The sequence below is a fragment of the Nocardia sp. NPDC051750 genome (assembly GCF_044453135.1).
Lineage (GTDB): Bacteria > Actinomycetota > Actinomycetes > Mycobacteriales > Mycobacteriaceae > Nocardia.
The window spans coordinates 928,643-954,160 of record NZ_JBITCK010000003.1 but is presented as its reverse complement, the minus strand read 5'-3'; the positions used below and the strand labels follow the sequence as shown (position 1 = coordinate 954,160).

General features: G+C 67.8%; 22 protein-coding genes and 2 pseudogenes. 10 read left to right on the top strand and 14 right to left on the bottom strand.

Annotated features, from left to right (window positions below; genetic code table 11):
* Positions 1–83 precede the first annotated feature (83 nt).
* On the top strand, positions 84–1,499 hold the full coding sequence (locus ACIA75_RS17585; protein ID WP_397104979.1) for a lipase family protein: 1,416 nt from the start codon (positions 84–86) through the stop codon (positions 1,497–1,499).
* A 46-nt stretch (positions 1,500–1,545) separates the two neighbouring features.
* A complete protein-coding gene (locus tag ACIA75_RS17580; protein ID WP_397104977.1) occupies positions 1,546–3,081 on the top strand; it encodes an ATP-dependent DNA ligase in 1,536 nt (511 codons plus the stop codon).
* Positions 3,082–3,139: 58 nt separating this feature from the next.
* On the opposite strand, the gene ACIA75_RS17575 is transcribed toward ACIA75_RS17580, so the two are convergent.
* From ACIA75_RS17575 to ACIA75_RS17560, 4 genes and pseudogenes are all read right to left on the bottom strand, one after another.
* The gene (locus tag ACIA75_RS17575; RefSeq protein WP_397104975.1) at positions 3,140–3,484 is read right to left on the bottom strand and encodes a hypothetical protein; all 345 of its coding nucleotides are present in this window, start codon (positions 3,482–3,484) and stop codon (positions 3,140–3,142) included.
* 80 nt (positions 3,485–3,564) lie between these two features.
* Positions 3,565–4,815 carry an oxygenase MpaB family protein gene (locus tag ACIA75_RS17570; RefSeq protein ID WP_397104973.1) on the bottom strand — a complete coding sequence of 417 codons (1,251 nt, stop codon included), beginning with the start codon at positions 4,813–4,815 and terminating at the stop codon, positions 3,565–3,567.
* 487 nt (positions 4,816–5,302) lie between these two features.
* Positions 5,303–5,404 (bottom strand): annotated as a pseudogene (locus tag ACIA75_RS17565) (ectoine synthase); the annotation flags it as partial.
* 448 nt (positions 5,405–5,852) lie between these two features.
* On the bottom strand, positions 5,853–6,095 hold the full coding sequence (locus tag ACIA75_RS17560; RefSeq protein WP_397104971.1) for a DUF6480 family protein: 243 nt from the start codon (positions 6,093–6,095) through the stop codon (positions 5,853–5,855).
* Positions 6,096–6,409: 314 nt separating this feature from the next.
* On the opposite strand from ACIA75_RS17560, the gene ACIA75_RS17555 reads away from it, so the two are divergent.
* Both ACIA75_RS17555 and ACIA75_RS17550 read left to right on the top strand, forming a co-directional pair.
* Positions 6,410–7,078: a nitroreductase family protein gene (locus ACIA75_RS17555; protein ID WP_397104969.1), complete on the top strand. Its 669-nt coding sequence runs from the start codon at positions 6,410–6,412 to the stop codon at positions 7,076–7,078.
* A gap of 207 nt (positions 7,079–7,285) precedes the next feature.
* A complete protein-coding gene (locus tag ACIA75_RS17550; RefSeq protein WP_397104967.1) occupies positions 7,286–8,185 on the top strand; it encodes an alpha/beta fold hydrolase in 900 nt (299 codons plus the stop codon).
* Positions 8,186–8,309: 124 nt separating this feature from the next.
* On the opposite strand, the gene ACIA75_RS17545 is transcribed toward ACIA75_RS17550, so the two are convergent.
* Positions 8,310–10,286, bottom strand: a complete 1,977-nt coding sequence (locus ACIA75_RS17545; RefSeq protein WP_397104965.1) for a neutral/alkaline ceramidase — start codon at positions 10,284–10,286, stop codon at positions 8,310–8,312.
* 117 nt (positions 10,287–10,403) lie between these two features.
* Complete coding sequence (locus ACIA75_RS17540) at positions 10,404–12,077, bottom strand: bifunctional 3'-5' exonuclease/DNA polymerase (protein ID WP_397104963.1); 1,674 nt, start codon at positions 12,075–12,077, stop codon at positions 10,404–10,406.
* 156 nt (positions 12,078–12,233) lie between these two features.
* On the opposite strand from ACIA75_RS17540, the gene ACIA75_RS17535 reads away from it, so the two are divergent.
* From ACIA75_RS17535 to ACIA75_RS17525, 3 genes are read left to right on the top strand one after another with little or no spacing between them, the layout of a single operon-like run.
* Entirely contained in the window at positions 12,234–13,658 is a 1,425-nt protein-coding gene (locus ACIA75_RS17535; protein ID WP_397104961.1) for an aldehyde dehydrogenase family protein, read from the top strand.
* Between the two features lie 59 nt (positions 13,659–13,717).
* Positions 13,718–14,095, top strand: coding sequence for a carboxymuconolactone decarboxylase family protein (locus ACIA75_RS17530; RefSeq protein WP_397104959.1), 378 nt, complete (start codon positions 13,718–13,720; stop codon positions 14,093–14,095).
* Between the two features lie 5 nt (positions 14,096–14,100).
* On the top strand, positions 14,101–14,997 hold the full coding sequence (locus tag ACIA75_RS17525) for an NAD(P)-dependent oxidoreductase (protein ID WP_397105374.1): 897 nt from the start codon (positions 14,101–14,103) through the stop codon (positions 14,995–14,997).
* A gap of 39 nt (positions 14,998–15,036) precedes the next feature.
* Here ACIA75_RS17525 and ACIA75_RS17520 read toward each other — a convergent pair whose 3' ends face one another.
* On the bottom strand, positions 15,037–15,636 hold the full coding sequence (locus tag ACIA75_RS17520; RefSeq protein ID WP_397104956.1) for a hypothetical protein: 600 nt from the start codon (positions 15,634–15,636) through the stop codon (positions 15,037–15,039).
* Between the two features lie 212 nt (positions 15,637–15,848).
* On the opposite strand from ACIA75_RS17520, the gene ACIA75_RS17515 reads away from it, so the two are divergent.
* The gene (locus ACIA75_RS17515; RefSeq protein WP_397104954.1) at positions 15,849–16,475 is read left to right on the top strand and encodes a TetR/AcrR family transcriptional regulator; all 627 of its coding nucleotides are present in this window, start codon (positions 15,849–15,851) and stop codon (positions 16,473–16,475) included.
* 176 nt (positions 16,476–16,651) lie between these two features.
* Here the strand turns inward: ACIA75_RS17515 and ACIA75_RS17510 are convergent, their stop codons facing one another.
* The 4 genes and pseudogenes from ACIA75_RS17510 to ACIA75_RS17495 form a co-directional block, all read right to left on the bottom strand.
* Positions 16,652–17,476: an alpha/beta fold hydrolase gene (locus ACIA75_RS17510; protein WP_397104952.1), complete on the bottom strand. Its 825-nt coding sequence runs from the start codon at positions 17,474–17,476 to the stop codon at positions 16,652–16,654.
* Entirely contained in the window at positions 17,473–17,640 is a 168-nt protein-coding gene (locus ACIA75_RS17505; RefSeq protein ID WP_397104949.1) for a hypothetical protein, read from the bottom strand. The genes ACIA75_RS17510 and ACIA75_RS17505 overlap by 4 nt, the downstream gene beginning before the upstream one ends.
* Positions 17,637–18,349: pseudogene (locus tag ACIA75_RS17500) on the bottom strand (CoA transferase). The gene ACIA75_RS17505 and the pseudogene ACIA75_RS17500 overlap by 4 nt, the downstream one beginning before the upstream one ends.
* On the bottom strand, positions 18,346–19,503 hold the full coding sequence (locus ACIA75_RS17495) for an acyl-CoA dehydrogenase family protein (RefSeq protein WP_397104946.1): 1,158 nt from the start codon (positions 19,501–19,503) through the stop codon (positions 18,346–18,348). Before ACIA75_RS17495 ends, ACIA75_RS17500 begins: the two are co-directional and overlap by 4 nt.
* A 243-nt stretch (positions 19,504–19,746) precedes the next feature.
* On the opposite strand from ACIA75_RS17495, the gene ACIA75_RS17490 reads away from it, so the two are divergent.
* Positions 19,747–20,694: a LysR family transcriptional regulator gene (locus tag ACIA75_RS17490; RefSeq protein ID WP_397104943.1), complete on the top strand. Its 948-nt coding sequence runs from the start codon at positions 19,747–19,749 to the stop codon at positions 20,692–20,694.
* Positions 20,695–21,020: 326 nt separating this feature from the next.
* Entirely contained in the window at positions 21,021–21,707 is a 687-nt protein-coding gene (locus ACIA75_RS17485) for a TetR/AcrR family transcriptional regulator (RefSeq protein ID WP_397104941.1), read from the top strand.
* Positions 21,708–21,856: 149 nt separating this feature from the next.
* On the opposite strand, the gene ACIA75_RS17480 is transcribed toward ACIA75_RS17485, so the two are convergent.
* The 3 genes from ACIA75_RS17480 to ACIA75_RS17470 form a co-directional block, all read right to left on the bottom strand.
* Positions 21,857–23,323, bottom strand: coding sequence for an aldehyde dehydrogenase family protein (locus ACIA75_RS17480; protein WP_397104938.1), 1,467 nt, complete (start codon positions 23,321–23,323; stop codon positions 21,857–21,859).
* A 333-nt stretch (positions 23,324–23,656) separates the two neighbouring features.
* Positions 23,657–24,337 carry an MspA family porin gene (locus ACIA75_RS17475; RefSeq protein WP_397104935.1) on the bottom strand — a complete coding sequence of 227 codons (681 nt, stop codon included), beginning with the start codon at positions 24,335–24,337 and terminating at the stop codon, positions 23,657–23,659.
* A 66-nt stretch (positions 24,338–24,403) separates the two neighbouring features.
* The gene (locus ACIA75_RS17470; protein ID WP_397105372.1) at positions 24,404–25,012 is read right to left on the bottom strand and encodes an MspA family porin; all 609 of its coding nucleotides are present in this window, start codon (positions 25,010–25,012) and stop codon (positions 24,404–24,406) included.
* Between the last annotated feature and the right edge of the window lie 506 nt (positions 25,013–25,518).

The window sequence follows — 25,518 nt, the reverse complement described above, 5'->3', positions numbered from 1 at the left end:
TACAACAGGGGACATTCCGGGGTCGAAAACCCGCATCTCCTCGGGTGCCAGATGGATCGACATCGCACCCAGGGGCGTGTGCCATGAGATGTTTGCGTGCAAGCGCTCTCGCTGTGTTCACCATCGTGCTGTCTCTCACCGGGCACGCCGCGGCCCAGCCGCCCGCACCTCCCGTCCTCCCGATCCCCGCGCTACCGGTATTTCCACCGCCCGCGGACGCGACCGGCGCAGTCCTGCCCGGTATCCAGCAGTGGATCGACCAGGTGATTCCGCCACCGCCGATCGGGCAGGCGCCCCAGCCGGTGCCGAGGGAGGAGACGAACGACCCGGCCCCGGGGCCGACGGCGCTGTATCAGGCCGTGCTGCCCGCGCCGGTCGGCGACCCGATATTCGATCTGTGGCCGCCGAATCTCGCCGGCTTCGCCCCGGGTGCGGTGATCGAGGTCCGCGATATCACCGCCTCGGCCGCGCCGCTGATCGTGGTGCCGATCCGGCAGGCGCTGCTGTTCAAATACCGGACCACCGATGCGCACGGCCGCCCGTCCTTCGCCACGGCCTCGCTGGTGATCCCGGCGACCGCCTCGCCGGTACCCGGAGCGCGCCCGGTGGTGGTCAACAACCTCCCCATCGACGCCCTCGGTCGCCGATGCACGCCGGGGTACACACTGACACACGGCTTCTCCTCCGACAGCGCACTCACCGACTTCCTACCGCCCACCACCCACCTGGCCGCGCTGCGCGGCTACGCCGTACTCGTTCCGGATCACGAGGGCCCGCTGATGGCCTACGCCGAGCCCTACGTCGCGGGGCACGCGGTACTGGACGCGGTGCGTGCGGTCCGCAACTGGCGGCCGGACGAGTTCGGCGCCAGCAGGTTCGCGATGACCGGCTATTCCGGCGGCGCGATCGCCACACACGGCGCGGTGAAACTGGTCGATGGGTACGCGCCCGAACTCGCACCGGCACTGGTGGGCGCGGCACTCGGCGGGGTACCCGCCGACTACGAGATCCTGGCCCGCAGTATGAACGGCAATCTGGCCTCGGGCGTGTTCATGGCGGCCGTCTTCGGGATCGGGCGCGAGCGACCGGAGATCCTGGCCCGGATGAACCACCTCGCCCAGTGGGTGACCACCTCGCCGATGAAAGACCAGTGCGTGAGCGTTTTCGCGCTGCCCGGCGTGCTGCTGCTCCCGATCGATATCGCCGCGAATATCGCCGACCCCCTGCACTCGGCGCTGGCACACGATATCTACGAGGTGACCCGGATGGCCGGGCTCGCGTCGGCGGCACCGCTCTACATCTACAACGGTGACCAGGAGTTCTGGATCCCGGCCGAGGGCGCGCGCAACCTCTACCGCGAACAGTGCGCACTCGGCGTCACCGCGATCTACCGCGGTGTGCTCGGCGAACACATCATCGCGGCGGGCCTCGGCTATCCCGAAGCGATGATCTGGTTGGACGAGCGCCTGCGCGGAATCCCGGCGACCAGCGAATGTTGACAGCGCGCTGATTGCCCGGAGCCGGTGGGCATGCCAGGCTGTTGACGTGCTGCTCGCCGAGGTCGCCGCCGCGTCCGCCGATATCGCGTCGGCGTCGGCCCGGCGGGCCAAGTCCACCCGTCTCGCCGCGCTGCTGAGCCGCGTCGCGGCAGACGGCGACGCCCGGCTGATCGCGGTGACCGCGTCCTGGCTGTCCGGTGATCTGCCGCAACGTCAGATCGGCGTGGGCTGGGCGGCGCTGCGGGCTCTTCCGCCGCCCGCGGCGACCCCGACGCTCACGATCGCCGAGGTCGACACGCGGTTCACCCGGATCGGCGAGGTCGCCGGGACGGGAGCCCGCGCCCTACGCGCCGAACTGGTCCTCGATCTGTTCGGCAGGGCGTCCGATATCGAGCAGACGTTTCTGCGCCGGCTGCTCAGCGGTGAATTGCGCCAGGGCGCGCTGGCGGGGGTGATGTCCGACGCGGTCGCCGAGGCCGCCGGTATCCCCGCCGCCGAGGTGCGCCGGGCGGCGATGCTGGCCGGCGCCCTGCCGACTGTCGCGGCCACCGCGCTCACCGCGGGCCGGGCGGCGCTGGCGGAGTTCCGGCTACGCCCGGGGCACCCGGTCGGTCCGATGCTCGCGCAGACCGCCACCGGAGTCGCCGAGGCACTCCAGCGGCTCGGCGGCACCGCTGTTCTCGAAGCCAAGCTGGACGGCGCGCGGGTGCAGATCCACCGTGCCGGGCCCGCGGTCTCGATCTACACCCGCAGTCTCGACGAGGTCACCGGCCGGCTCCCCGAGGTCGTAGCGGCCACCCTCGCCCTACCGGCGACCGATCTGATCGCCGATGCCGAAGCGATCGCATTACGACCCGACGGACGACCGCATCGCTTCCAGGTCACGGCCGCCCGGTTCGGCCGCAAACATCCGGACGATCTGGATCCGCTGTCGGTGTTCTTCTTCGACCTGCTTCGTCTCGACGGCCGCGATCTCCTCGACCTGCCCGCCCGCGACCGGCTCGCCGCCCTCGACGCCCTCGTCCCGGGCGACCAGCGGGTCGACCGCCTGGTGACCGACGACACCGCGGCGGCCCAGCAGTTCCTGGACCGCACGCTGGCCGCCGGCCACGAAGGGGTGATGGCGAAATCGCCGTCGGCACCCTACGAAGCCGGGCGCCGCGGTGCCGGCTGGCTCAAGGTCAAACCCGTGCACACCCTGGACCTCGTCGTACTCGCCGTCGAATGGGGTTCCGGCCGGCGCACCGGCACCCTGTCCAACATCCATCTGGGCGCGCTCGATCCCGCCACCGGCGGGTTCGTGATGCTCGGTAAGACGTTCAAAGGGATGACCGACGCCATGCTGGAGTGGCAGACCAGGCGATTCACCGAACTCGCCGACGGCCCGACCGATGGGTACGTGGTGCGGCTGCGGCCGGAGCAGGTCGTCGAGATAGCGTTCGACGGGGTGCAGGGTTCGACCCGCTATCCCGGCGGTCTGGCGCTCCGATTCGCCCGCGTGGTGCGCTATCGCGACGACAAGTCCCCCGCAGAGGCCGATACGGTCGACACCGTGCGCGGGCTGTACGAACGGGGCGGCTGACAGGCCCGCGGGCTCGCCCCGTTGCCCGCGGAAGGCAGCCGAGTAGTCAGCCCGCCGCCTACCGCGTATTCGGGGTTGCCCCCGTGTAGTGGGCAGGCCCCGGAGTGCAGGGGCTCGGCAGCGCCGACATGGTTGCCAGGTCGCAGATGCCGCCGGTCAACATCTGAAACGGGGTGACACCGAGAAGAACGATGACTCCGATGATGTCGCCGTTCCCGGCGAGCACGCCGGCCGATCGCGCCGCCGCCGAGCCGGAGTCCGCCGCCGAGGAGCCGGTTCCGGATTCGGTCTCGGCGACCGGCGCGGGGGACGAACCGGGGCCGGCCGACGCTCCCGCCGCGGTGCCGATAAGACTCGCTGAAGCGATGGAAGCTACGGCAAGACGAATAGTGATGGGCGTCATCGGGTTTCCTTGCTGTGGACGATTGGTGGCTGACAGGCCGAAGGTGACGAGAATGAGAGGGTTCCAGCGCCCCCGATGGATCAGCGCGGTGGCACACTCATATCGCGGTTCATGGTCGGGATCTCGATACTGATCGGCATGCGCAATTCGGACAGGTAGATCAGGGCCGCCTTGCGGAGGAACTCGTCGAGGAGCCAGTAGGGATCCGCAGCCGGCGGGACGGCGGTGAGTATTCCCTCGCGCACGGCGATGAAGGGGCCCCAGCTGAACCGGAGCAACGGATCCCAGACCGGTTCCCGCGGAATGTGCAGACCGTCGGCGATCCGGTCGCCGAGCAGGAAACGGGTGAATGCGCCGAGGACGGGCTTGGTGAGGACTGTGAGGTCGATATTGGCGCCCAGGCTCAGAAGCCGGTCGGCCAGTTTCACCCCTTCGGGCGTCGGCGCGAGGATGGGATCGAGCACCTGCGCCGCTTGGGAGTTGGCCTCGGGCCACGATTTCGGGATGTATTCGTCGCGGACGCCGAGCATATGTCCGGCGACCTGCCACGAGTGCAGGAACGCCTCCGATTCGTGCACCGGAATCGGCACTTTCCAGGAGGTCAGATGCTTCATCACGGTCGTGGGGAGGCTGTGCCAGGTCACCATGATGTCGTTCTGACTGATCGGGATGTCCTCCTCGGCGGAGTGCACCCAGTGGGGTGACTGCGGCAGCAGGTGCCGCACTGCCGCATGGACCAGCCGGGTCTTGACGCAGGTGACGACCATTTCCCCGTCCGGGGCGTAGGCGTTCGCGCTGCCGATGTCATAGCCGAGTTTGGCGGTTTTGGAGATGCGGTCCTCGAGGTCGTGACCACCTTTGGAGTAGTAGACCGACCGCGCTTCTTTGGGAATAACGGTGCTCATCATTCCGCTGGCGAATCCGTACAGGACGCCGAGGTACAGTCCGCGCTTCTTGTTGAACTCGATGGCTGTGCCCAGCTTGGCCTGATCGGTCCACTGCGGCAGTTGACGGGCGTACTCCATGAAGTCCCGCAGCTCCGGCGGTAACCCGCCGGGCAACGGCTGACCGTTCCTCGTCCAGGTGCGCAACAAGTCGTTGACCCTGGGGACTTCGCCCCGATCGATCAGTCCGGCAACCAGTTCGTCGGCCTCGGGGTCCCACACCGTCATCGGGTCGGCGCCGGGACCTGAGCCCGCCACCGATCCCTCCGGCGACCACGTCCACGGCTGCGCCCGCCCCGTAGACGTCGCCGCCACCATCGCGAACGCCCCGGCAGCCCCCGCCACCCCACCGGCCTTCAATGCGTTGCGCCTGCTGAGTCCATCCATGCCGCCACTCCTCATTGAGCTCGATCACCGCCGAAATATGGTGAATCCCGGCCCGCCACACAAGCGGAATATTCAATAACTTACCAGCTGTACCAGACAGCTGTCCAGGATGGAGTGGCCTGGGGGATGGACAGACGAGAACGTCGCGAAGTGTCCGCGGACAGCGCAGTTATCGAACGAAGCGCTAGGCGCCGCAGGTGTGACCGAATCGATCGACCGACATGACGGGTAGAGCGGGACCGCCGGAGGGATAATTCTCAAGAATGAATGGTCACATGAACGGCTCATATGCACGGTGGCCCGTAAGCCATCGAGCCACGGTCCGGCAGAGGACTGCCGCGCCGCCCCTCGGACGGATGCTCGCTTCGCTTCCCTGCCCGGAGAAGGCGACGATCGGTTCGCCTGCGAGCTCGCATCGGCATCGATGAGGCGGGCCGTACAGTGCTCTGCGAGCCGTGAAGGCGGGGCCCGGCGGCGCCGGAAGTTCCTAGTCGCTGCCCGGAGGGACGGCGGGAGCGAAGACGCAGTACATCCGCAACTGCGTATCGGCAATGATGGTGTGACGTTCGTGCTTGTCGAGGAGTGTCAGGGACAGCGGGTCGTCGGTGGCGAGGTCGATCCACGGCGAGAACAACGCGAGCGCGGCCGGTTGCGGTTGCCGCCGCTCGCGCAGGTGGACGATATGCCACGGCGAGGTCGGCCCACCCGGTGGTTCGATGGTGTAGACGTCGTCCCCATCGACCACGCGGCGAGAGACATCGTACGAATCGTGGATGCGGCGAGGCGGACGAGCACGCTCCGGCGATTGGTGCTGCGGTAGCCGCTCGCGCATGACCGCGGGATCGGCGTAGAACTTCTTGTTCTGCTGCCACCACATCCGGGCGATCATGGCCCGCGCACGCCATGACGTCATACCGCCGCCCTCCTGTCCAGCTCCGGCGTGGTCCCGACCGGCCGAGCGGCGTACTCACACCCCTGCCTGACCATCGACCCCGTTCCGCACCCGGACAGTCGACTCACCACGCGCACCGAGCGGATCATCCGGCAAGAGTGATGACCAATCCCACCGCCACGACCGCGACCACGGCGATCAGCACGAGGGTCAGGACAATGGCCAGGATCCCGGTCGGCGGAAACCGTGTGCTGGTTCGCGGCTCGGGCGCGGACAAACCGCTGGTCTGCGGGGTTTCCGGCGGCGTCGCGCCCGGGGGCACACCGCCGCCACGGTCCAGATCGGGATCCCGGCTCGGGTCGGGGTCCATCGCACGATTGTCAGGCATCGGGTCCACCCCTTTGTCGGTCGCAGGGCATTCGTACGGCCCGGGTACCCGGCTCCGCACCACCGAATCAACGCGCCGTGAGATCGGTCGTCGCGCGTGCCGAGGCGAACCGGACACTTCATCGGCACGTCACGCAACCTCACCAGCGCGTGATCCACAGACCCAGGCCAGATGGCCCGGCCGCCGAAGGGCGCCGGCGCGGCGGCGGGCCGGGCAGGAAATGAGCGGACGGAGGTCGAAAGCCGAGTCCTGCAACCATTCCCGTACAGCACGGGCCCCTCGACAACTGCGCCTGCGTCGAGTAGACCAAGAGAATGCGCGATCCGAGTAACGATGTCTGGGAAGTGCTGTCCACCGCACGGTCGATTCGCCGCTTCACCGACGAGCCGGTCGACGACGCCACACTGGAGCGTTGCCTGCAGGCCGCGACCTGGGCGCCGAACGGGGCCAACGCGCAACTGTGGCGTTTCATCGTCCTGGACGCGCCCGAACAGCGCGCCGCGGTGGCACAGGCCGCCCGGATCGCCTTGCAGTCGATCGAATCGATCTACGGGATGAGCAGACCCCCCGAAGACGACCGGAGCCGCGCCGCCCGGAACAACCGCGCCACCTACGAGCTGCACGATCGGGCCGGCGACTACACATCGGTCCTTTTCACCGCGTTCAAAAACGATTTCTCCTCGGAGTTCCTGCAGGGCGGCTCGATCTATCCCGCGCTGCAGAACTTCTACCTCGCGGCGCGGGCGCAGGGGCTGGGCGCCTGTTTGACCAGCTGGGCTTCCTACGACGGCGGGCAGATTCTGCGCGAGTCGATCGGCATCCCCGACGAATGGTTCCTGGCCGGGCATATCGTCGTCGGCTGGCCGCGCGGGCAGCACGGACCGGTGCGCCGGCGGCCACTCGAGGAGGTGGTGTTCCGCAACCGCTGGGATCCCGAGCACGCCGATATCACTTTCGGGCGGGGCGCCAGGCCCAGGGGTTAGCTCTCATCGCCGCACGCCGGCCTGTCGCCGACGCATGTGGATGCCGAAGCGGTCGTGGTACGAGGCCGCGGCCTTCTTCCGCGGCGCAACGCTTGGTGGGCCTGATCGTCCACCGGGGCAGAGCGAAAGCGTGAACGGGTGCTGCGCTCTCGTGATCCGGTCGCACGGATCCGGGCGGCGCGAGGCGATCTGCCGTAGCGTTTCACCATGCAGTCCGATACACCGCCCGAGCGGCCCCCGGGGACACGGTTGACATCGTTCGTCAACGACGGACTCACCTTCGATGTGCTCGACGAGGGACCGCTCGACGGCACCCCGATCGTGCTGTTGCACGGGTTCCCGCAGACGGCCGCGCAATGGTCGCGCCTCACGCCGTTCCTGCACGAACGCGGCTACCGCACGATCGCCCCGGACCAGCGCGGATACTCGCCCGGCGCCCGCCCCCGCGGGCGTTACGCGTATCGGATCAGCGCGCTGGCCGGTGATACGGCGGCGCTGATCACCACCCTCGGCAACCAACCCGTGCATCTCGTCGGGCACGACTGGGGATCGACCGTCGCATGGGCTACCGCGGCGCGGCATCCGGACCTGGTCCGTACGCTGACCTCGGTCTCGGTACCGCATCCCATGGCTTTCGCACGGTCGCTCGTGCGCAGTAGTCAGGCGTTGCGCACCTGCTATATGGCGTTGTTCCAGGTGCCCTGGATCCCGGAGGTCGTACTGTCCGCCGCGTTCCGCGCGGCCGGCTCGGCCGGCGATACCGGGCTGCGACGGCGCGCGGCGGCCCTGTCGGGGTTCGACGACGAACAGTTCGGCCGGGTGCGCCGCGATATCGTCGACGGCGGCGCCCTGCACTACGCCCTGAACTGGTACCGCGCCATGCCGATCGTCGACCGGCGGCGGGCGGGGCAGAAAGTCAGCGCACCTACCACCCACGTATCGAGCACCAGAGACGTGTTCATCGCGCGTAAGGGCGCCCAACTGACAGCCGAATACGTCACCGGGCCGTTCGGCCACGAAATCCTGGACGCCACCCACTGGGTTCCGGAGGAACGCCCGGCCGAATTGGCCGCAATCATCCACGCGCGGGCAGGGACCGCCGGCTGAGGAAGATGCGCGGGCACGTGCCGGTCACCGGGCGAGCGCCGCCGTGTACAACCCCCCGGCGCGCCGCATCGAATATCCGGCTGCCGAGGTGGCCGGTGAGCGAGTCCGGCCGGGAGAGAGGTGATCAGTTGCCGTGGTCCTCATGGTGGATCCGGAACTCGGGTGAAGTCCCGCTGATGGGGGCACGGTCGCGGCCCGATTCCACCGCGTCGCCGAAGTACCGGATCCGGTAGCTGCCGGGTGGTGCGTCGGCGGGACTGTGCCAGACGATGGTGACGCGCGAGCTGGAGGCCGGCCCGGGCGCCCAGCTGAAGGTGGTCTCCCAGTCGCCGTCGTCGGCGATCGTGCGCCAGCGCGCACCGTCGTGCCGCTGAACCATGAGATACGTGCTGCCGCGATGGAGGTCGTGGTTGGGGTGCGCGCCGGCGAATTCGACGCTTACCTGCTCCCCGGCGCGATAGGCCGGCGACGGCTCGGTGAGTACATCGCCGAACTGCCGACCCACCGGCGGAAAGTCCGGGGGCGTAGTGATTTTCGAGGATTTCCACAGCTCCGACAGATCGGGCGCCGCAGGTCCGGACGGTACGGTGCCGCCGTCCCGCAGCGCGGTCGCGAGCTGCGCCGCGACCTGCTGCAGGGCCGGCAGCTGCCATCGGCCGAACAGGGTGCTCGCCCCCTCGTAGTGCTGTACGTCGTACTCCTCGGGAGTCGTGACGTAATGGAAATAGGCGTTGCTGTATCCGGCGATCAGTACGTCGGCCGGTTCGGCGCCCACCACGGCCGCTACCGTGCGCCGCAACCGCAGGCCGGCGGTGATCGTCACCTCGCCCGGAATTCCGAGCAGATACAGCTCCCCGATCTGGATGAGTTGCACCGGGACGATCTCCTGCACATACGGCCGGAACCGGTTGAGCAGTCCGCCCGGAGCGACGATGGCCTTGGGCGCCTGCGTATCCCGCAACGTGGGCGCGAACCGGTACGCCAGCCGGGACAGGAAATCCCAGCCCGGATTACGGCCTTCGTGAAAGGTCTTCCAGTGGGTGGGTCCGTCGTATCCCGCGCCCGCGAAGGCGGCCGCTCCCCCGGCAGGCCGGCCGGTGCGGTGCTCGCGTCCGTCTCCGGTGTACTCCGCCGACACGGTCACCGCGGACAGATCGACATACACGAAGCGGTAATCGATGGTGCCCGCCATTCGCGGCATGTACTCGGCGGCGAGTTTCGCCGCGGCCTCGTATTGCCCCAGGCCGAGAATCCGGGTGTTCTCGAACTCGTCGCCGGTCGGGCCGTGACCGGGGCTGCCGTCCAGGTTGGGCGACATATCCCCGGCATTGGTCTGCGCAAAGGCCGCGACGAAATCGGGATCCGGATCCGCCAGATAGTTGACGCCTTCGACCAGATGCTCCCAGTGATAGGCCGCGTATCCCTTGTTGTCGCCGCTGATCAGCGTGTTCCGGTTGGTCATCGAGGTGCCGTGCGTGGCGAACCAGTTGACCGCACCGACCGGTTCACCCTCGCGATCGATGCGCAGCAGGGTCGTCTGCGGGTCGATGGCGTCGGGAAAGAATTCCTTGTCCTCCTGCGGGTTGCGGTCGAAAGCCGCCCGCGAGCGATTGACGCTGGCGTCGCGCAGCTCGCCGTGCGCCAGGCGCAGGGTGGCCGGCGCGAGATCCTCGTGCGCTCCCTCGACCGCCTCGACGATGCCGTCGACGATCGCCGCGAAGGTTGCGGGGCGGAACCCGGTCGAGCCGTTGTACAGCCGGTGATGCGAATAGCCGCCTGGCCCGCAGTGGGTGTGGGTCGCGGTGAGCATCACGTTGGACTCGGTATAGGTGTCACCGAAGCGCTGAGCCAGGCGGCGCAGCACCTCCTGGGTGATGCTGGAGAAGATCAGCGGCAGGTCGGTCACGATCAGCAACACCCGCCGATCGACGAGCGGATCCACGAAGACAAAAGCCCGGGCGCGCAAACGGAGGTGGATTCCGGTGGTCTTCTGATCGGCCTTGCCGTAGCCGAGCATGCCGACCTCGGCCGGTTCTCCGGTGATGTCGGCAATGGCGCGCCCGACCATGTGGCGGTCGGACGAATAGTTCTTTTCCGGCATCGGCCTTCTTCTCTGTCCTGTGGGAATCGGTCCGCGCCGGCGGTCCGGATTCGGTGCCCTGACAAACTAGCAAGGCGAAAGCCCGGGTTGCATTGCGTGGCCAACGGTTTCGGGTCTCTACTCGGCGTCCCCGTAGCACTCCACCACCGCCGTGGTGAAGGGAAACCGCACCGGTGTCGGCCCGAAAACGAGTCGACCAGCGGTATCGGCCGCGGTGGCGATCATTTCGGCGACCCGCGCCGCCTCCTCCGACGGGCAGTGCACGATCACCTCGTCGTGCTGGAAGAACACCAGCTCAGCGCGGAAACCGGCACGGAACAGTGCCTGACGCAGTCCCGCCAGGACCAGCAGGGCCCAGTCGGCGGCGCTGCCCTGCACCACGAAGTTACGGGTGAAGCGGCCGCGGGCACGCGCCGCCGACGTGGTGCCGTACTCGCTGCGATTCGCCCGGGACAGATCTTCCTCGTCCGACGAGGCGACCGAGACCGGCGGGCAGGTCCGGCCGAGCCAGGTGCGGACCAGACGGCCCTCCTCACCGGCACGCGCGGCGTCGTCGACATAGGCCACGGCGGCGGGGTAACGCCGGCGCAGACCTGCCAGATGGGTCAGGGCATCGCCGGAGGTCTGGCCGTAAATGGCGCCCAGGAGGGCGAGTTTGGCTTGCCCGCGGTCACCGGCGAAGCCACGGGCCGCCAGATCCGCGTACAGATCCGCACCCCGGCCGGCCACCTCCATCAACCCCGGATCGCGCGAGACGGCGGCCAGGATCCGCGGCTCCATCTGGTCGGCGTCGGCGACCACCAGGGTCCAGCCCGGATCGGCACGGATCGCCCGGCGGATCACTTTCGGGATCTGCAGAGCGCCGCCACCGTTGGTGGTCCAGCGGCCGGACACCGTGCCGCCGGGCAGGTATTCGGGGCGGAAGCGGCCGCCGTGTACCCACTGGTCGAGCCAGGACCTACCGTGTGCGGTGTGCAGGCGGTACAGCGACTTGTAGGCCAGTAGTGGCGCTACCGCGGGGTGATCGATCTGCTGGAGTTCCCATTTCCGTGTGGAGGACAATTCGATCCCCGCGCGGGCGAAGGCCTTGACGATATCGCCGGACAAGTCCGGACGGACCCGCACCCCGTCGCCGAAAGCTCGCGACACGTCATCGGCCAGTTCCACCATCCGGCGCGGTGGCGACCCGCCCGGAAAGTGCTCACCCAGCAGCGTGTCCAGCAACTCGCGGTGGACGTCCGCGCGCCACGGTATCCCGGACCGCGACATCTCCGCGGCAACCAGCATGCCCGCCGATTCGGCGGCGAGCAGCAGCCGCATCCGCTCCGGATACTCGGTGGCCGCCGTCCGGGCGACCTGACCCGCGTAGACCTCCAGCAACGCCGTGAATTCGTCGGTGCCCGGTGGCAGTGGGACCGGGCCGGACTCGAACAACGACGGCTGGACCTCGGCAGCCCGCGCGGGCGCGTCCGGCGGCACAGGCAAATTCCGCAGGCGAGCCCACGCGGCCGCCAGCGAACGGGGCTGCCCCGACTGTCCCTCCTCGTACCCGATCAGCAGGGCCTCCGCGGCCTCCACGTCGTAGCAGCGCTCGACCCGCACGCCCGCCGCCAGCAGGGATCGGTAGATTCCGGCGGTGGACCGCCACACCCACCGCTCGACCTCGGGGCGTGACCGCACCGCCTCGGCGAGCGAGCGCTCGGAGACCACCGCTCCGGCGGGCCGGCCGTCCGGACCGAGTGGACACAGGTACGCACCCCCGTCGCCCGAGTCCGCCACCGCCCATCTCACATTCCCGAGTCTGGCACCACCCTCCGACAGGACCGCCACGACACGAGCCGGACGGCCTGCCCGCCTTCGACCGTTGACAAAGTATACGCATATGGGTACTTATGGATAGGCGGTGCATATCGCACGGCCCGTTTCGAAGAGGTCTAGAGGTGATCCATGGATGTGGCCTCGTCGTTCATCGACGGTTGTTCCGTAGTATCCGCCGACACGTACGACATCGTCGACCCGTCCACGTCGCAGCCTCTCGGGGCCGCCTCCCGGGGCGGAGCCGACGAAGTGGATCGAGCGGTTCGTGCCGCCCGGAAGGCGCTGGCGACGTGGCGCAGAACCCCGCCTGCGGAGCGGGCCACCGTTCTCGGTCGCATCGCGGAAGCGATCGACGCCCAGCACGAACAATTGGCCCGCTACGAGTGCCAGGACACCGGAAAACCGCTCAGCCAAGCCCGCGCGGATATCACCGTATCGGCCCGGTATTTTCGCTTCTACGCCCATGCGATCGACACCTACTATGGGCACAGCATCCCGCTGGCCGACGATCTGCACGTCTACACCCGCCGCGAGCCACTGGGCGTTGTCGGGCACATCTTGGCCTGGAATTATCCGATGCAGTTGCTGTCGCGCGCAGTCGCCCCGGCGATCGCCACGGGAAATGTCGTAGTCGCCAAACCCGCCGACGAAACCCCGCGCACCGCGGTCGCCCTGGCCGAATTGGCCTTCGATTGCGGGCTACCCGCCGGGGTACTGAACATTGTGACGGGTATCGGCGCCGAGGCCGGTGCCGCACTCGCGGCGCATCCGGGGGTCGACTCGATCGGTTTCGTCGGTTCGACACGCGTCGGCTCCGAAATCGCCCACGCGGCAGCGGATCGGGTGGTGCCGGCAGTGCTGGAGCTGGGCGGAAAGTCACCCCAGATCGTGTTCGGCGATGCCGATCTGGATACCGCCGCGGACACCGTCGCCAAGGCGATCCTGCAGAACGCCGGACAAACCTGCTCAGCGGGGTCCCGGCTGCTCGTCGAGGCATCGGTGCACGACGCCGTCGTAGCAAAGGTCTTACACCGTTTCTCCGGTGTACGTCTCGGGCGCGGCCTCGACGACCCCGATCTCGGACCGTTGATCTCACGCACACAGCAGACCCGGGTCACCTCCATGCTGAGCGAGGTCACGCAGGGTGAGATCCTCTGCGGCGGTGGTCCGCCCAACGTTCCCGGCCTGTCGGACGGGGCCTTCTTCGCGCCCACGCTCATCGACGGCGTGGACCCCACGGCGCCGATCGCCCAGGACGAGATATTCGGGCCGGTCCTGACCGTCAATACGTTCACCGAGGAGCAGGAGGCGCTGGCGCTGGCTAACGGCACCGACTACGCCCTGCTGGCCGCAGTGTGGACGCGAGACCTTTCGCGAGCGCACCGCCTGGCCGCCGATATCGTCGCGGGCCAGGTCTACGTCAACACCTACGGCGCGGGCGGCGGAGTCGAATTACCGTTCGGCGGCTTCCGGAAGTCCGGATACGGACGGGAAAAGGGCCTCGATGCCCTCGATGCGATGACGGCCACCAAGACCGTGGTGATCAAGCTGTGACACCTGCCGGACAGCGGCAGGTGTCCCGACACCCGAACAGTTTTGCGAGAGAGGGTTTCATGGACCAGGAGACCTACGACAAAGGCCGGCGGATCCGCACTCAGGTGCTCGGTGAATCCTACGTCCGCAATACCGCGGGCGACGACTTCAGCGGCCCCCTACAGGATCTCGTGACCGAGTACTGCTGGGGCGCGGTGTGGGGTCGCGACGGTTTGCCGCTGAAGACCCGGTCGATGCTGAACCTGGCGATGATCGCGCTGCTCAACCGGCCGCACGAGCTTCGTACCCACGTCAGAGGAGCGCTCAACAACGGTGTGAGCCGCGACGAGATCCGGGAGATATTCATGCAGGTCGCGATCTACGCCGGGGTACCGGCGGCGGTGGACAGTTTCCGCGTGGCCCGCGAAGCGTTCGCCGACCTCGACGAGAGCAGGTGACCACCGTGTGTATCGGGTTCATCGGCCTGGGCAACATGGGTTTTCCGATGGCCACGCGGCTGCTGCAGGCCGGTCACCGGGTCGTGGTGTTCGACGTCAGCGCCGAGACGACCCGGCGCGCGGTCGCGCTCGGCGCCGAGGCCGCCCTCTCCCCTCGGAATGTCGCCGACCGCGCCGAGACGGTCCTCGCCAGCCTGCCCTCGGAGCAGGCAGCTCTGGATGTAGCCACCATGAGCGACGGTGTCATCGAAGGCGAGCGGGTGCGGCGCTTCCTCGACATGTCCACCATCGGCGCCCGCACCGCACAGCAGATTTCGACGCTCTTGGCCGAGCGCGGCATCGCGGCGCTGGACTGCCCGGTCAGCGGCGGCGTAGCCGGAGCCCGCGCGGGTTCACTGGCGATCATGGTGTCCGGGCCCCCTGGCGAATTCGCCGTCGCCGAACCGGTTCTCGACCTCCTGGGCCGGACGATCTTCGTCGGTGCCCAGCCGGGTGCCGCACAGACGATGAAGCTGGTGAACAACCTGATGGCTGCCACGACGCTGGCCGCGACCGCGGAAGTGATGGTGACGGGCGTCAAGGCCGGACTGGATCCGGCGGTGATGATCGAGGTGCTCAACGCCGGGTCCGGCGCCACCCACGCCAGCCGTGACAAGTTCCCCCGTGCGGTATTGCCCCGCACCTTCGATTTCGGGTTCGCCACGGGTTTGATGGTCAAGGATGTGCGACTCTACCTCCAGGAGGCCCTGGCGCTGGGAACTCCCGCCGAGTTGGCGAGCGCCGTCGCCGGGTTGTGGGAGAAGACTCTGGACGATCAAGGCGCAGAGTCGGATTTCACCACGATCGTGAAAACGATCGAAGCGTCCACCGACGTCATCGTCGACGGCCGCACCGACCGGTAGCGTCCTGCCCACCACATTCACCGGCGGTGTCGGAGGTCTTCAACGGACGGGCCCGAAGTCCCGGCAGCTGCGGTCACACCATTGAAAGTGGTTCGTGCCGAACGACTCTGTCAGTGACACGTCCGCACCCACCGCGCCGGTGGCGTGCAGCGCGTGACATTTGAAGACCCACGCCGCCCGGCTCAGCCGATGGGCGGTCGATCCCATGCGGCCCTCCAGTGCGGCCGGTCGGCCGCGCCCCCAGACCGTTACCTCGGTGACGCCGCGATCGAGGACCCCCAGTACTTCATCGCGCACCCGGGCGTTCCCTGCGAGCAACGCCGAGGAAACCGCCAGCGCCTGCGGCTGTGACCCCCGAACGCGGGGGCCGAGTGCAGACGACAGGTCCCGGGCGTCGGCACCCAGGATTCGCACCGATCGCGAATCGGTCATGCTGTCGGCGAGCACGGTGATATCCCAGCCGGCCATCGACCGGTCGAACAGCCAGCCCCCCGCTCCGCGCACCGCGTCGCTCGCATTGGCCGCGAGCACCACCATCCGCATACGGGACCCACGACGCCACACGCGGGCACGGCCGATCGCTACAGCCTCCTTGCCGCCGTCGTAGATCATGGGCACGAAACGGTTTGCGCCAGTCATGTTTCTCTCTCGTCGTCGACCGCACGGGCCGCCGGGCTGGAACTACAGCGTCAACGGCTTTCAGGGTATCCATAAATACCCTTCGGCGTATACTTAATCCGATTTCTCCCACCCCTCGCGACACAACTCCCGGTCGCACCGAACAGTCCGGACGACCGGGCCCGACACCATCGCACCAACGCGATAAATATCCTGGGTGGTATATTTATCGGATGTCGACGACCAGACGGGGGCGACCTACTCATGCCGAGGCCAAGATGCTGGACCGAACGGTCCGAGAGGCCGCTGTCGCGATATTTCTCGAGTTCGGGTACGCCGGAGCGACCATGGAGGCGATCGCCAAGGCCGCGGGTATCACCAAGCGCTCGTTGTACGCACGCTATCCCGACAAGCGTGCGGTCTTCGCCGAGGTGATCCCCTGGGCCCTCTCACGATACGAGGCATCGGACCACGAAGCCGTAGTAGGCGATGAAGACATCGAGACCGCACTGCTCGAGATCGGCCGCGTCGCGTTGCAGCGCGCGGTGAACCCGGAGAACGTGCGCCTGACCCGCATCGCGATGAGCGAATCGGCGCGGTTCCCCGAATTCGCCGTCACCGCGGACTCCATGATGTGGTCCGGCCGGCAGCGAGCCGTGGTGGAGGTGCTGCGTCGTGGCGCGGCGGCGGGCGAAGTGGAGCTCGACGATATCGAATTGGCGGCCGAGCACTTCCTGGCGATGGTGGAACTGGTTCCCGGCAGACTGGCAGATTTCGGTTTCTACCGGTCCGAGCAGCAGGAGAAACGACACCTCGAACATGCCGTGCGCCTCTTCCTCCGAGGCGCACGGCCCCGCTGACCGAGGTCGACGATCAGCAGGCGGGACCCCGAAGCGGCCCGCGAAGCGGCCGAACTCCTCGAGCGGCTCGCTGTTCTACTGCTCCCCGACAAGCTTGTCCATGCGCCGATCACCGAGCCCTGAACCGTCACTACGCATGGGTCGCCGGATCCAGGGCAGTAGCACGAGTATGCGCCTTATCGATCGGACAGCAGGAACTCGGTCACCCTATCGCTGACAGCCGGGAATTCGTCGAAGAAGCCGTGCCGCCCACCCGGGAAGATCTCCACGACGGCACGCGGTACGGCATCGCCGAGAAGACTCGCGTTGTGCGCGGGCACCATGCGGTCGTCGCTGCCGTGTAACACCAAGGTGGGTGCGTGAATATCGCCGAGCACCTCGGACGCGTCGTGCCCGTTGCTGGCGCGCAGATGCCGCCGCGCAGCGGTCGCGGTCATTCGCGAATCGCCGAGAAGGGTCGAGCGGCGTGACGGCGCGGCAGTCCATGCGGGTGTGTACATCAACTCCAGCAGAGCGGTCCGTCTGGTGTGCGGGTCCGGGTCGGCGAGCAGCCGCCGGACCTCGGCCCCCCGCTCGCGGGCGGCGGCTCCGCCCGGCGAGGTGCAGGCCAGCACCAGGCGGTGGACACGCTCGGGGTACAGGGCCGCGAACCACTGCGCGACCCGGCCGCCCATGGAGGTGGCATAGACACGAGCGGATGGACAGTGCAGGGCGTCGAGGACAGCGAGGGCGTCAGCAGCGAAGAGCCGGGTGGTCCACTCCGGGCCGTCCGTGTCGCCGGCCACGGTGTCGCCGGTTCCACGGTAGTCGAAGGAGATGGTGCGGAAATGCCGGGCGAAGCCGGGCCGAAGGCCGTCCCACCATCGATGGGAATTCGCCTGGCCCGGGAGGAGCAGCAACGGCGGAGCAGTCGCCGGGCCGCTCACTTGGCAGGCGACAGTCGTGCCGTCGGCGAGCCGCACCGCCGGACCGGACGTGACACCGTCGGCGGGCTCACTCATATCGTGGTGAGCGGGCCGGTGGCGGGTCTGCCGGCCGTACCGGTCGGGCACCACAGCGGCGGTGGGCCCGTTTCGGTGTCGGGCAGGGGCACGCCGAGGAGAGCAGCCGGCCCCTCGGCCGGGCCGCGAACGAGAACCTCGGACCGTTCGGCGATATCGTTCACGCGACACCTTCCTTCCCACCGGCGAATTCGGCCGTGATGCTTTCATTGTGCTCACCCAGCCGCGGCACCGACCCCATCCACGCCTCCCGGCCGGCCACTGTCACCGGCGGCAGCAGCGCCCGGACCGCTCCCCCCGTGTGTCGATCTCGCGCCACCGGTCGCGGGCGGCCAACTGGGGGTGCGCCGCGAATTCGGCGGGGGTGCGCAGCCGGGCGCAGGCGATCCCGGCACCGTCGAGAATGTCCACGGTTTCGTCTGCGGTGTATGCGGCGAACACGTTCTCGAGGACGACTGTGATCTCGTCGTCGTGGGCGACGCGGTCGGTGTTGTGCGTGAAGCGCGGATCATCGGCCAGTTCCGGCCGCGTACGACACCGCACAGCCGGGACCACTCCCGGTCGTTCTGCACACTCAGGAAAACCGAGGATTTGTCACCGCAGCGATAGCGACCGTAGGGCGCGATCGAGGCATAGCGGGCTCTGGTGCGGCGTGGCGGTTGCTGCCCGTAGACGGAGAAGTACGTCGGCTGCATCATCCACTCGCCGACCGGCGCCGGGCCGTTCCACCTTGATGACGCGGGCTCCGAGATCGGCGAGCCCGCGGGTGGCGAACGGTGCCGCGACAGCCTGTTCGAGCGCGACAACCGTGATGCCCTCGAGTGGATATACGCCCAACCCTTCCCTACCGGCCCGGGGCGGTGCGCCGGTCATCCGCGCTCCTTGCCGCGCCTGATCAGCTGGCGGGTGATGACGTTCTTCTGGATCTCGTTGGTGCCCTCACCGACGATCATCAGCGGGGCGTCGCGGAAATATCGTTCGACATCGAATTCGGTGGAATAGCCGTAACCGCCGTGGATCCGGACCGCGTCGAGCGCGATCTGCATCGCGGTCTCGGAGGCGAACAGCTTCGCCATCCCGGCTTCCATATCGGCGCGCTGCCCGGATTCGTAGCGCCGGGCCGCATACATCACCAGCTGCCGGGCCGCGGTCAGTTTGGTCGCCATCTCCGCAAGGTAGTTGCTGATGGACTGATGCTCCCAAATAGGACGGCCGAAGCTCTCGCGCTCCTGCGCGTAGCGCAGCGAATCCTCCAGCGCGGCACGGCCGACGCCCAGTGCGCGCGAGGCCACCTGAATACGGCCCATTTCCAATCCGCGCATCATCTGCGCGAATCCGTGTCCTTCCTCGGCGCCGAGCAGCGCGCTCGCCGGGGCCCGGAAGTCGGCGAAATTCAGTTCGCAACTCTCCACACCCTTGTAGCCGAGCTTCGGCAGATCCCGCGACACCCCGAAGCCGGGCCCGTGCTCCACCAGCAGAATGCTCACGCCACGATGCGCGGGTACCGCGTCGCGATCGGTCTTGCACAGCAACGCGACCAGTTGGGAGCGACGGGCATTGGTGATCCAGGTCTTGGCGCCGTTGATCACGTAGTCGTCGCCGTCGCGTTTCGCCCACGTACGTATCGCCTGCAGGTCCGAACCGCCACCGGGCTCGGTCAGCGCCATGGTGGCGCGGATTTCACCGGTCGCCATCCGCGGCAGGTAGTGGTCCTTCTGTTCCTGAGTTCCGAACGCCAGCAACAGTTTCGCGACAACCGTGTGTCCCCCCATCGCCCCGGCCAGACTCATCCAGCCACGCGCGAGTTCCTCGGTGACGGCGGCGTAACAGGGCGCCGACACACTGGCCTCACCCCACGGTTCGGGTATCGCCAGCCCGAAGATCCCCATCCGCTTCATCTGCTCGATGAGTTGTTCCGGGTAGGTGTTGCTGTGCTCGAGTTCGCGGACGACGGGGGCGACTTCGCGATCGACGAATTCCGCTACCAGCGCCACGATGGCCGCTTCGTCCTCGTCCAATTCATACATTCCGGACAATCCTTTCGCAGAGGTGGTCACCGGGCGACCGCGCGGAGACGGGCGCGACGGGCCGCCCGGTCCGGGCCGGGGGCGACCACTCTGCGACGCGGCGTTGCGATGTGTGTGGACATCCAGTGCTCCTTCGAGCCAGCCGGGGCGCGTGACCACGACATCCATCATTACTCCTGATCCACGGTATTGTGAAATGCCGATTTGTGATGTCCGAATTCTTCGGGCGCATAGGAGCGCGAGATGGACCTCAAACAGCTCACCGCGCTGGTGACGGTCGCGGAAGCAGGGAGCGTCACCAAGGCCGCCCAGCTGCTGCACCTGGTGCAGCCCGCGGTGACACGGCAGATCAAGACCCTCGAACAAGAACTCGGGGTCCCGCTGTTCGAACGCACCCGGCACGGCATGCGCCTCACGACCGCCGGCACCGTCCTCGTCGAACGCGCACGCCGGGCCATCACCGAACTCGACAGGGCGCGGGCCGAGATACGCCCCGCCCCGGGACCCGTCACCGGAATCGCCACCCTGGGCTTACTGGAGAGCACACTCGAGGTGATCGCCGCTCCCCTGGTCGACCATATGCGGCGCCGGCAACCCGGAATCCGGCTACGCCTGCTCACCGCCTACTCGGGACATCTGCAGCACTGGCTCGACCAGGGCGATGTGGACCTCTCCCTGCTCTACAACTTGCGCAGCACCCCGTCGTTGCACGTCCGGCCGCTGCTCCGGGAGCAACTGTGGGCGGTCGCACCACCACACGCGGAACTCACCATGAGCAGACCCCTTCCCCTTGCAGACCTGGTCGCCCGGCCCATGGTCATGCCGGCGGCCGGACACGGACTCCGCACCCTGATCGATCAGGTGTACGCCCGGGCCGGGGGAACACCGGAGATCGCGATCGAAACCAACTCCATGCACGTCCAGAAACAACTCGTCCTGGCCGGCTCCGGATGGACAATTCTGCCCGCCGCCGGCGTGGCCTCGGACGTGGCAGCGGGTTCGTTGAGCGCCGCCCCGCTCCAGGATCCCGAGGCGACCCGAGACCTCGTCCTCGGTCTCCCCCGCACCGGTCGCCCGGCCCCGGCCGCGGAGGTCGTCGCACGCGAAATCGTCGCGGTGGTGCGCACTCTCGTCGAGTCCGGCGCCTGGCCGTCGGCCGAATGGCTCGACGGCACCGGGCACCCCCGTTAGGTTGCTCGATGTCGCCCGTCGCGGCGGATGCTGCCCGGGGCGCCGGGTGGTGACGGCGTCAATCGCGGGCCACCGGCGGGCCACCGGCGGGCTGCCCAGCATCATTCGAGCAGAGGTGGCAGATATTTTCGATATCGATATCGATATTGGTCTTCGGTACGATGATCCGAGGGGATCCGCCCAGCGCGACCGCACGAAACCCGACACCGATACCGGGGTCGCTATAGTCGGCCGTTGCGGGTGGGCCCGCCGCACCGCACGGTCACGTCCGGCCCGACACGATCGCCGTGGCAATGTCCGCGATCATCCCGCGAGAGAGGACACCGATGCCGAAAGTCACCGGCCGGAAACCGGCCATCTCCAACGCCAGCCGCGGCCGCGGCGCCGCGGAACCGGAGAAGCGACGTGGCACCGGACGCACCCAGCGAGGCCGTGAGACGCGACGCCGGCTCCTCGAGGCCGCCGTGGAGGTTTTCGAACGCGACGGTTTCGTCCATGCCCGGATCACCGATATCTGCACTGCCGCCGGCATCTCGCACGGCTCGTTCTACACCTACTTCGTCACCAAGGAAGAAATCTTCACCGAGGTGGCCGATTCGGTCGAACTCGAGCTGCTCACCACCGAACCCACGCCCGAGGACACCGATCCGGTGCAGCGCATCCGCTTGGCCAATGAGCACTATCTGCAGGTCTACGGCGCCAACGCCAAGATCATGAGCGTTATCCATCAGGTCTCCACCATCGATCCCGAGGTCCGCGATATCCGGCTGCAGCGGCAGAACGCCTTCGCGCAGGCCATCGAACGACGGATCCGCCTGCTCCAGGAATCGGGCGACGCCGACCCCGGGCTGGAACCCGCCTACGCGGCCCATGCGCTCGGTGGCATGGTCGCCCATTTCACCGACCGCCTGTTCAACACCGAGAACGACTTCGATCCGGACACCGCCACCGAACAACTCACGCGTATCTGGGTGAACGCGCTCGGTATGCGCTACACCCCGAAGCCGGAATAGACCAGCCGCTGAACAGTGTTCGGGCACACCGATTCCGCCTGCCTCACTGCGGGGCGAGCCTCACGAGGGAAGATGCGTCCGGGCCTGGTGGATGTTGTCATCGACCTTCGCCCGAGGCCGGTGGCGGTTTTCGGTAGGCCGGGCCGGGCTCAGCGCAGATCCGCGATGGCCAGATGTTTGACTTCCTGGAACGCGCGGATCCCGTCGGTGCCCCGCTCCCGGCCCAGACCGCTGCGTTTGTACCCACCGCTCGGTGCGTACGCGCTGTACATCCCGGTATTGACAGTGACCGCACCGGTTCGCAGCCGGCGAGCCACCGCCGTGGCCGCTGCGACATCAGCGCCGTACACCTGGCCCGAGAGTCCATACTCGCTGTCGTTGGCGATCCGCACCGCGTCCTCGATATCCCGGTAACCGATCACCCCGAGAACGGGGCCGAAGATCTCCTCCCGCGCCGCCGGATTCCCGTTGTCCGGCAGGTCGAGAACGGTCGGCTGGAAGTAGTAGCCCCGGTCCAGTCCTTCGGGCCGCTCACCCCCGAATGCCACTCGGGCACCGGCGTTCTGCGCGAGCGCCACATACCGCTCGCACCGTTCCCGCTGGGCCGCACTGATCAGCGGGCCCATCAGGGCAGTGCGCTCGCTCGGCGGACCCACCGTGATGCCCGCGTACGCCTGGGCGACTGCCGCGACGACTTCGTCCTTGCGTTCCTGCGGCACCAGCATGCGGGTGGCCGCGGCACACGCTTGACCCGCCGTGGCCGCCACCACGGCGGCGGCACCTCGGGCGGCACGCTCCACCGCGTCGGGCAGATAGACCTGAGCCGATTTACCGCCGAGCTCCAAGGCGACCCGCTTCACCGTCGGTGCGGCCTGGGCCAGGATCATCCGCCCGACCGAGGTCGACCCGGTGAACGACACCATATCCACGTCCGGATGCGTGGTGAGCAGCGCCGCACCGGCTGCTCCCGGCTCCACTACCACGCTCAGCACCCCGGGCGGTATGTCGGCGACCTCTGCCGCGGCACCGAACATCAGGGACGAGATCGGTGTCAGCGGGCTCGGCCGCACGACGACCGACGCTCCCGCCATCAACGCCGGGATCAGTTTCTGCAAGCCCATGATCAGCGCCGCGTTGCAGGGCGTGATCGCGGCGACCACCCCCACCGGCTCGTACCGGCGGATACTCAACGTCGTTCCGCCCCGGACCAGCTCGGCGACCGGCACCGGGCCGGCTTCCTCGTGCGTCATCGACAGGTAGAGCTCGATCGTCTCCCGCGCCATCGTCAGAGAGGTCCGGAACTGGGTCCCCTCCGCGAAGAACACCGGCTGACCCGATTCGGCGACGATCACATCGATGAGCGCCGTATGGACGGCCTCGAGGTGGTCGAGGAATGCGTGCAACGTCCGCGCCCGCGCCCGCGCGGGCAGGTCCGCCCACACGCCGCTGTCGAAGCTGCGGCGCCCCTCCTCGATCGCCTGCCCGAAATCGCCCACCGGTGCGGCGGCGACCTCCGCTACAGCCGATTCGTCGGCCGGGTTCTCGACGGTGAACACGTCACCGCCGTCCAGCCATTTCCCGGCCACATAGGAGCACCAGTGCGGAATGCTCGTCATGGATCGGTCCCTTCGTAGAACTGGTCGTGCGACACCGGCCGAGTCACGAAGGATTTCGCTGGGACATGAATTCCGAGACGGCCGACGGCCGCGCGCCCGACAGGGTCGAGGTCCGCGCATCTCGGACCGGAGAAGCAAGACGGCGGTTCCGGAACTCGCAGCCCGTACGGAAGGTGCGTGACAGAGGATGAGCGTGCAATGACCGGTGCTTGTACCTCAACACCGGTCATCCGAACGATAGCGTCTTGTGACCTGGCACACAAGAGTTTCCGCTCGGAAACGCGGAGCGGCGGGCGCTCATGTGAAAACCCGCCGCCCCGATCAGCACTCTGGTTACCCGAGGCTGAAAGGCAGACCCCAGAGCGTCACATCCTGTTTGACCTGCCGGGTTTCGACTTCGATGCGGACAAACGAGCGCGCCTGTGCGTAGCCCGCGCAGCCGTTCAACCCGATGGTGGCGTTGCGCCAGGTGACGCTGCCCTGCGGCCCGGTGAACATATTGAACGGTTTGTGGACACTGTCACCGAAGGCATCAGCACTCTCGGTGTCCAGCAGATACACGGCCTGGGCCTGGCCCGGCCCCAGGCTCAGCGCACCACCCACGGAGGTGCTGCCCTGCAGGCTGTCGCTCGCGTAGGGCTGCGTGACTCCCGCGCCGCCGGTGACATTGCCGCCACTGATATTGACCTGGCAACCCACGACATAGCCCGGGCGGAGTTTGCTGCGGGCGCCGGCCGCATTGGCCCCGGCCAGATCCGCCCGCGCGGTGCCCGACACCCAGACGTTGCGATGGAGCGGCGTGGCACCCATCGAGGGATTGATCAGGGCCGATTCGGCGGTCAGCGACAGCGTGACAGTTGTCCCGTCGGCCAGTGTCTCGCTGAGGGTGCCGCCGGGCAGTGGCACGAAGGTATCGGCACGGGCCGCGCCGGCCGACAGGAAGCCGAGCGCCACGGCGGAGGCGGCAGCGAATATCGCAGTACGTGCGATCGCGGTGAAATGGAGCATCGTCATCGGTGCTTTCATGAGAGTTCAGGACCGGGTGTGCCGGCGGATCGAGACGGAAGACAGGATTGCCCGTCAGCCGATACTGAAGGGAGCCCCGTAGAGGACGGTCTTGGAGTAGTTGTTGCCGATGATTTCGACAACGGCATACGAACGCGCCTGGGCGTAGCCCCCGCAGCCCTGAAGGTCGATTCCGAAATCGCGGTAGCCGACCGCATACCTGCCCGGTTCGAGAATGTCCTTGAACCCGACCTGAACCAGCTTCACCTCGCCGGGACCGAGCTGGACCCCCACCGAACCGCTGACCCCCGCGCTCGTGGTGCCGACATTGGCCGACATCCCGGCCGAAATCGCCTTGTCACCGACACTGACCTGACACCCGATGATGTAGCCCGCATTGACCTGCGACGCACCGTGGGTGGAGGAGTTGTTGGTGCCGTTCCCGTTGCCGGGACGCGAATACGGGCCCGGCCGTTCGACTTCGGGCGTAGCGGTGACCTCGGCCACGATGGTGCCGGATACCCACGCCACACGGCCGGCCCCGTTGGCTGCCATCGACGGCGATACGGTGGCATGCTCGCCGGTCCGGGTGAGTGTTACCCCCGGCGCCGTTTCCCGGCCGTCGGGTAGCGCCACGAAGGCATCCGCCTGCGCGGCGCCCGCCGACCATAGTCCTACGGCCATGATCGCGGCACAGCCGAGGCCGGTCAGATTTCTGAGCGAGTGGGATTTCACCGGCGCGGAACCGGCAGCAGAAGGAACCAGGTTTGTCATTGAACCTCATCTCGGGTCGAACTGGGGTGGGCACGGACATTGCCCTCTGGCGGAATCCCGCCGATATGTCGAAGTCAGGGTCGAAACCTCGTCCCGGGGTGCGCGGCGTGGGGCCGGAGGTGGCGGCGGAGCCCGCGCCCACGAGCAGGTAGGCGGTGGTTGCCATCAGAGGGTTCGACCGTCATTGGTCCTCCCGGAGTCGTGCTGAGCTTCCGATATCGGCTCGGCCGCCCGGCCGCCGCAGCCGGGAGACATTGCGCGATATCGATCATCCAATCAGCAACATCGATATCGACGTCGACATTGCTGCCGAGCCACAGATTACTGGTAGCTCGTCGTCGATGTGGCGAAATCCTGGTATCCGCCGTCGCAGACCACGACTCGTTCAGCACGAGTAGGCGGCCGACCGGCAGCCG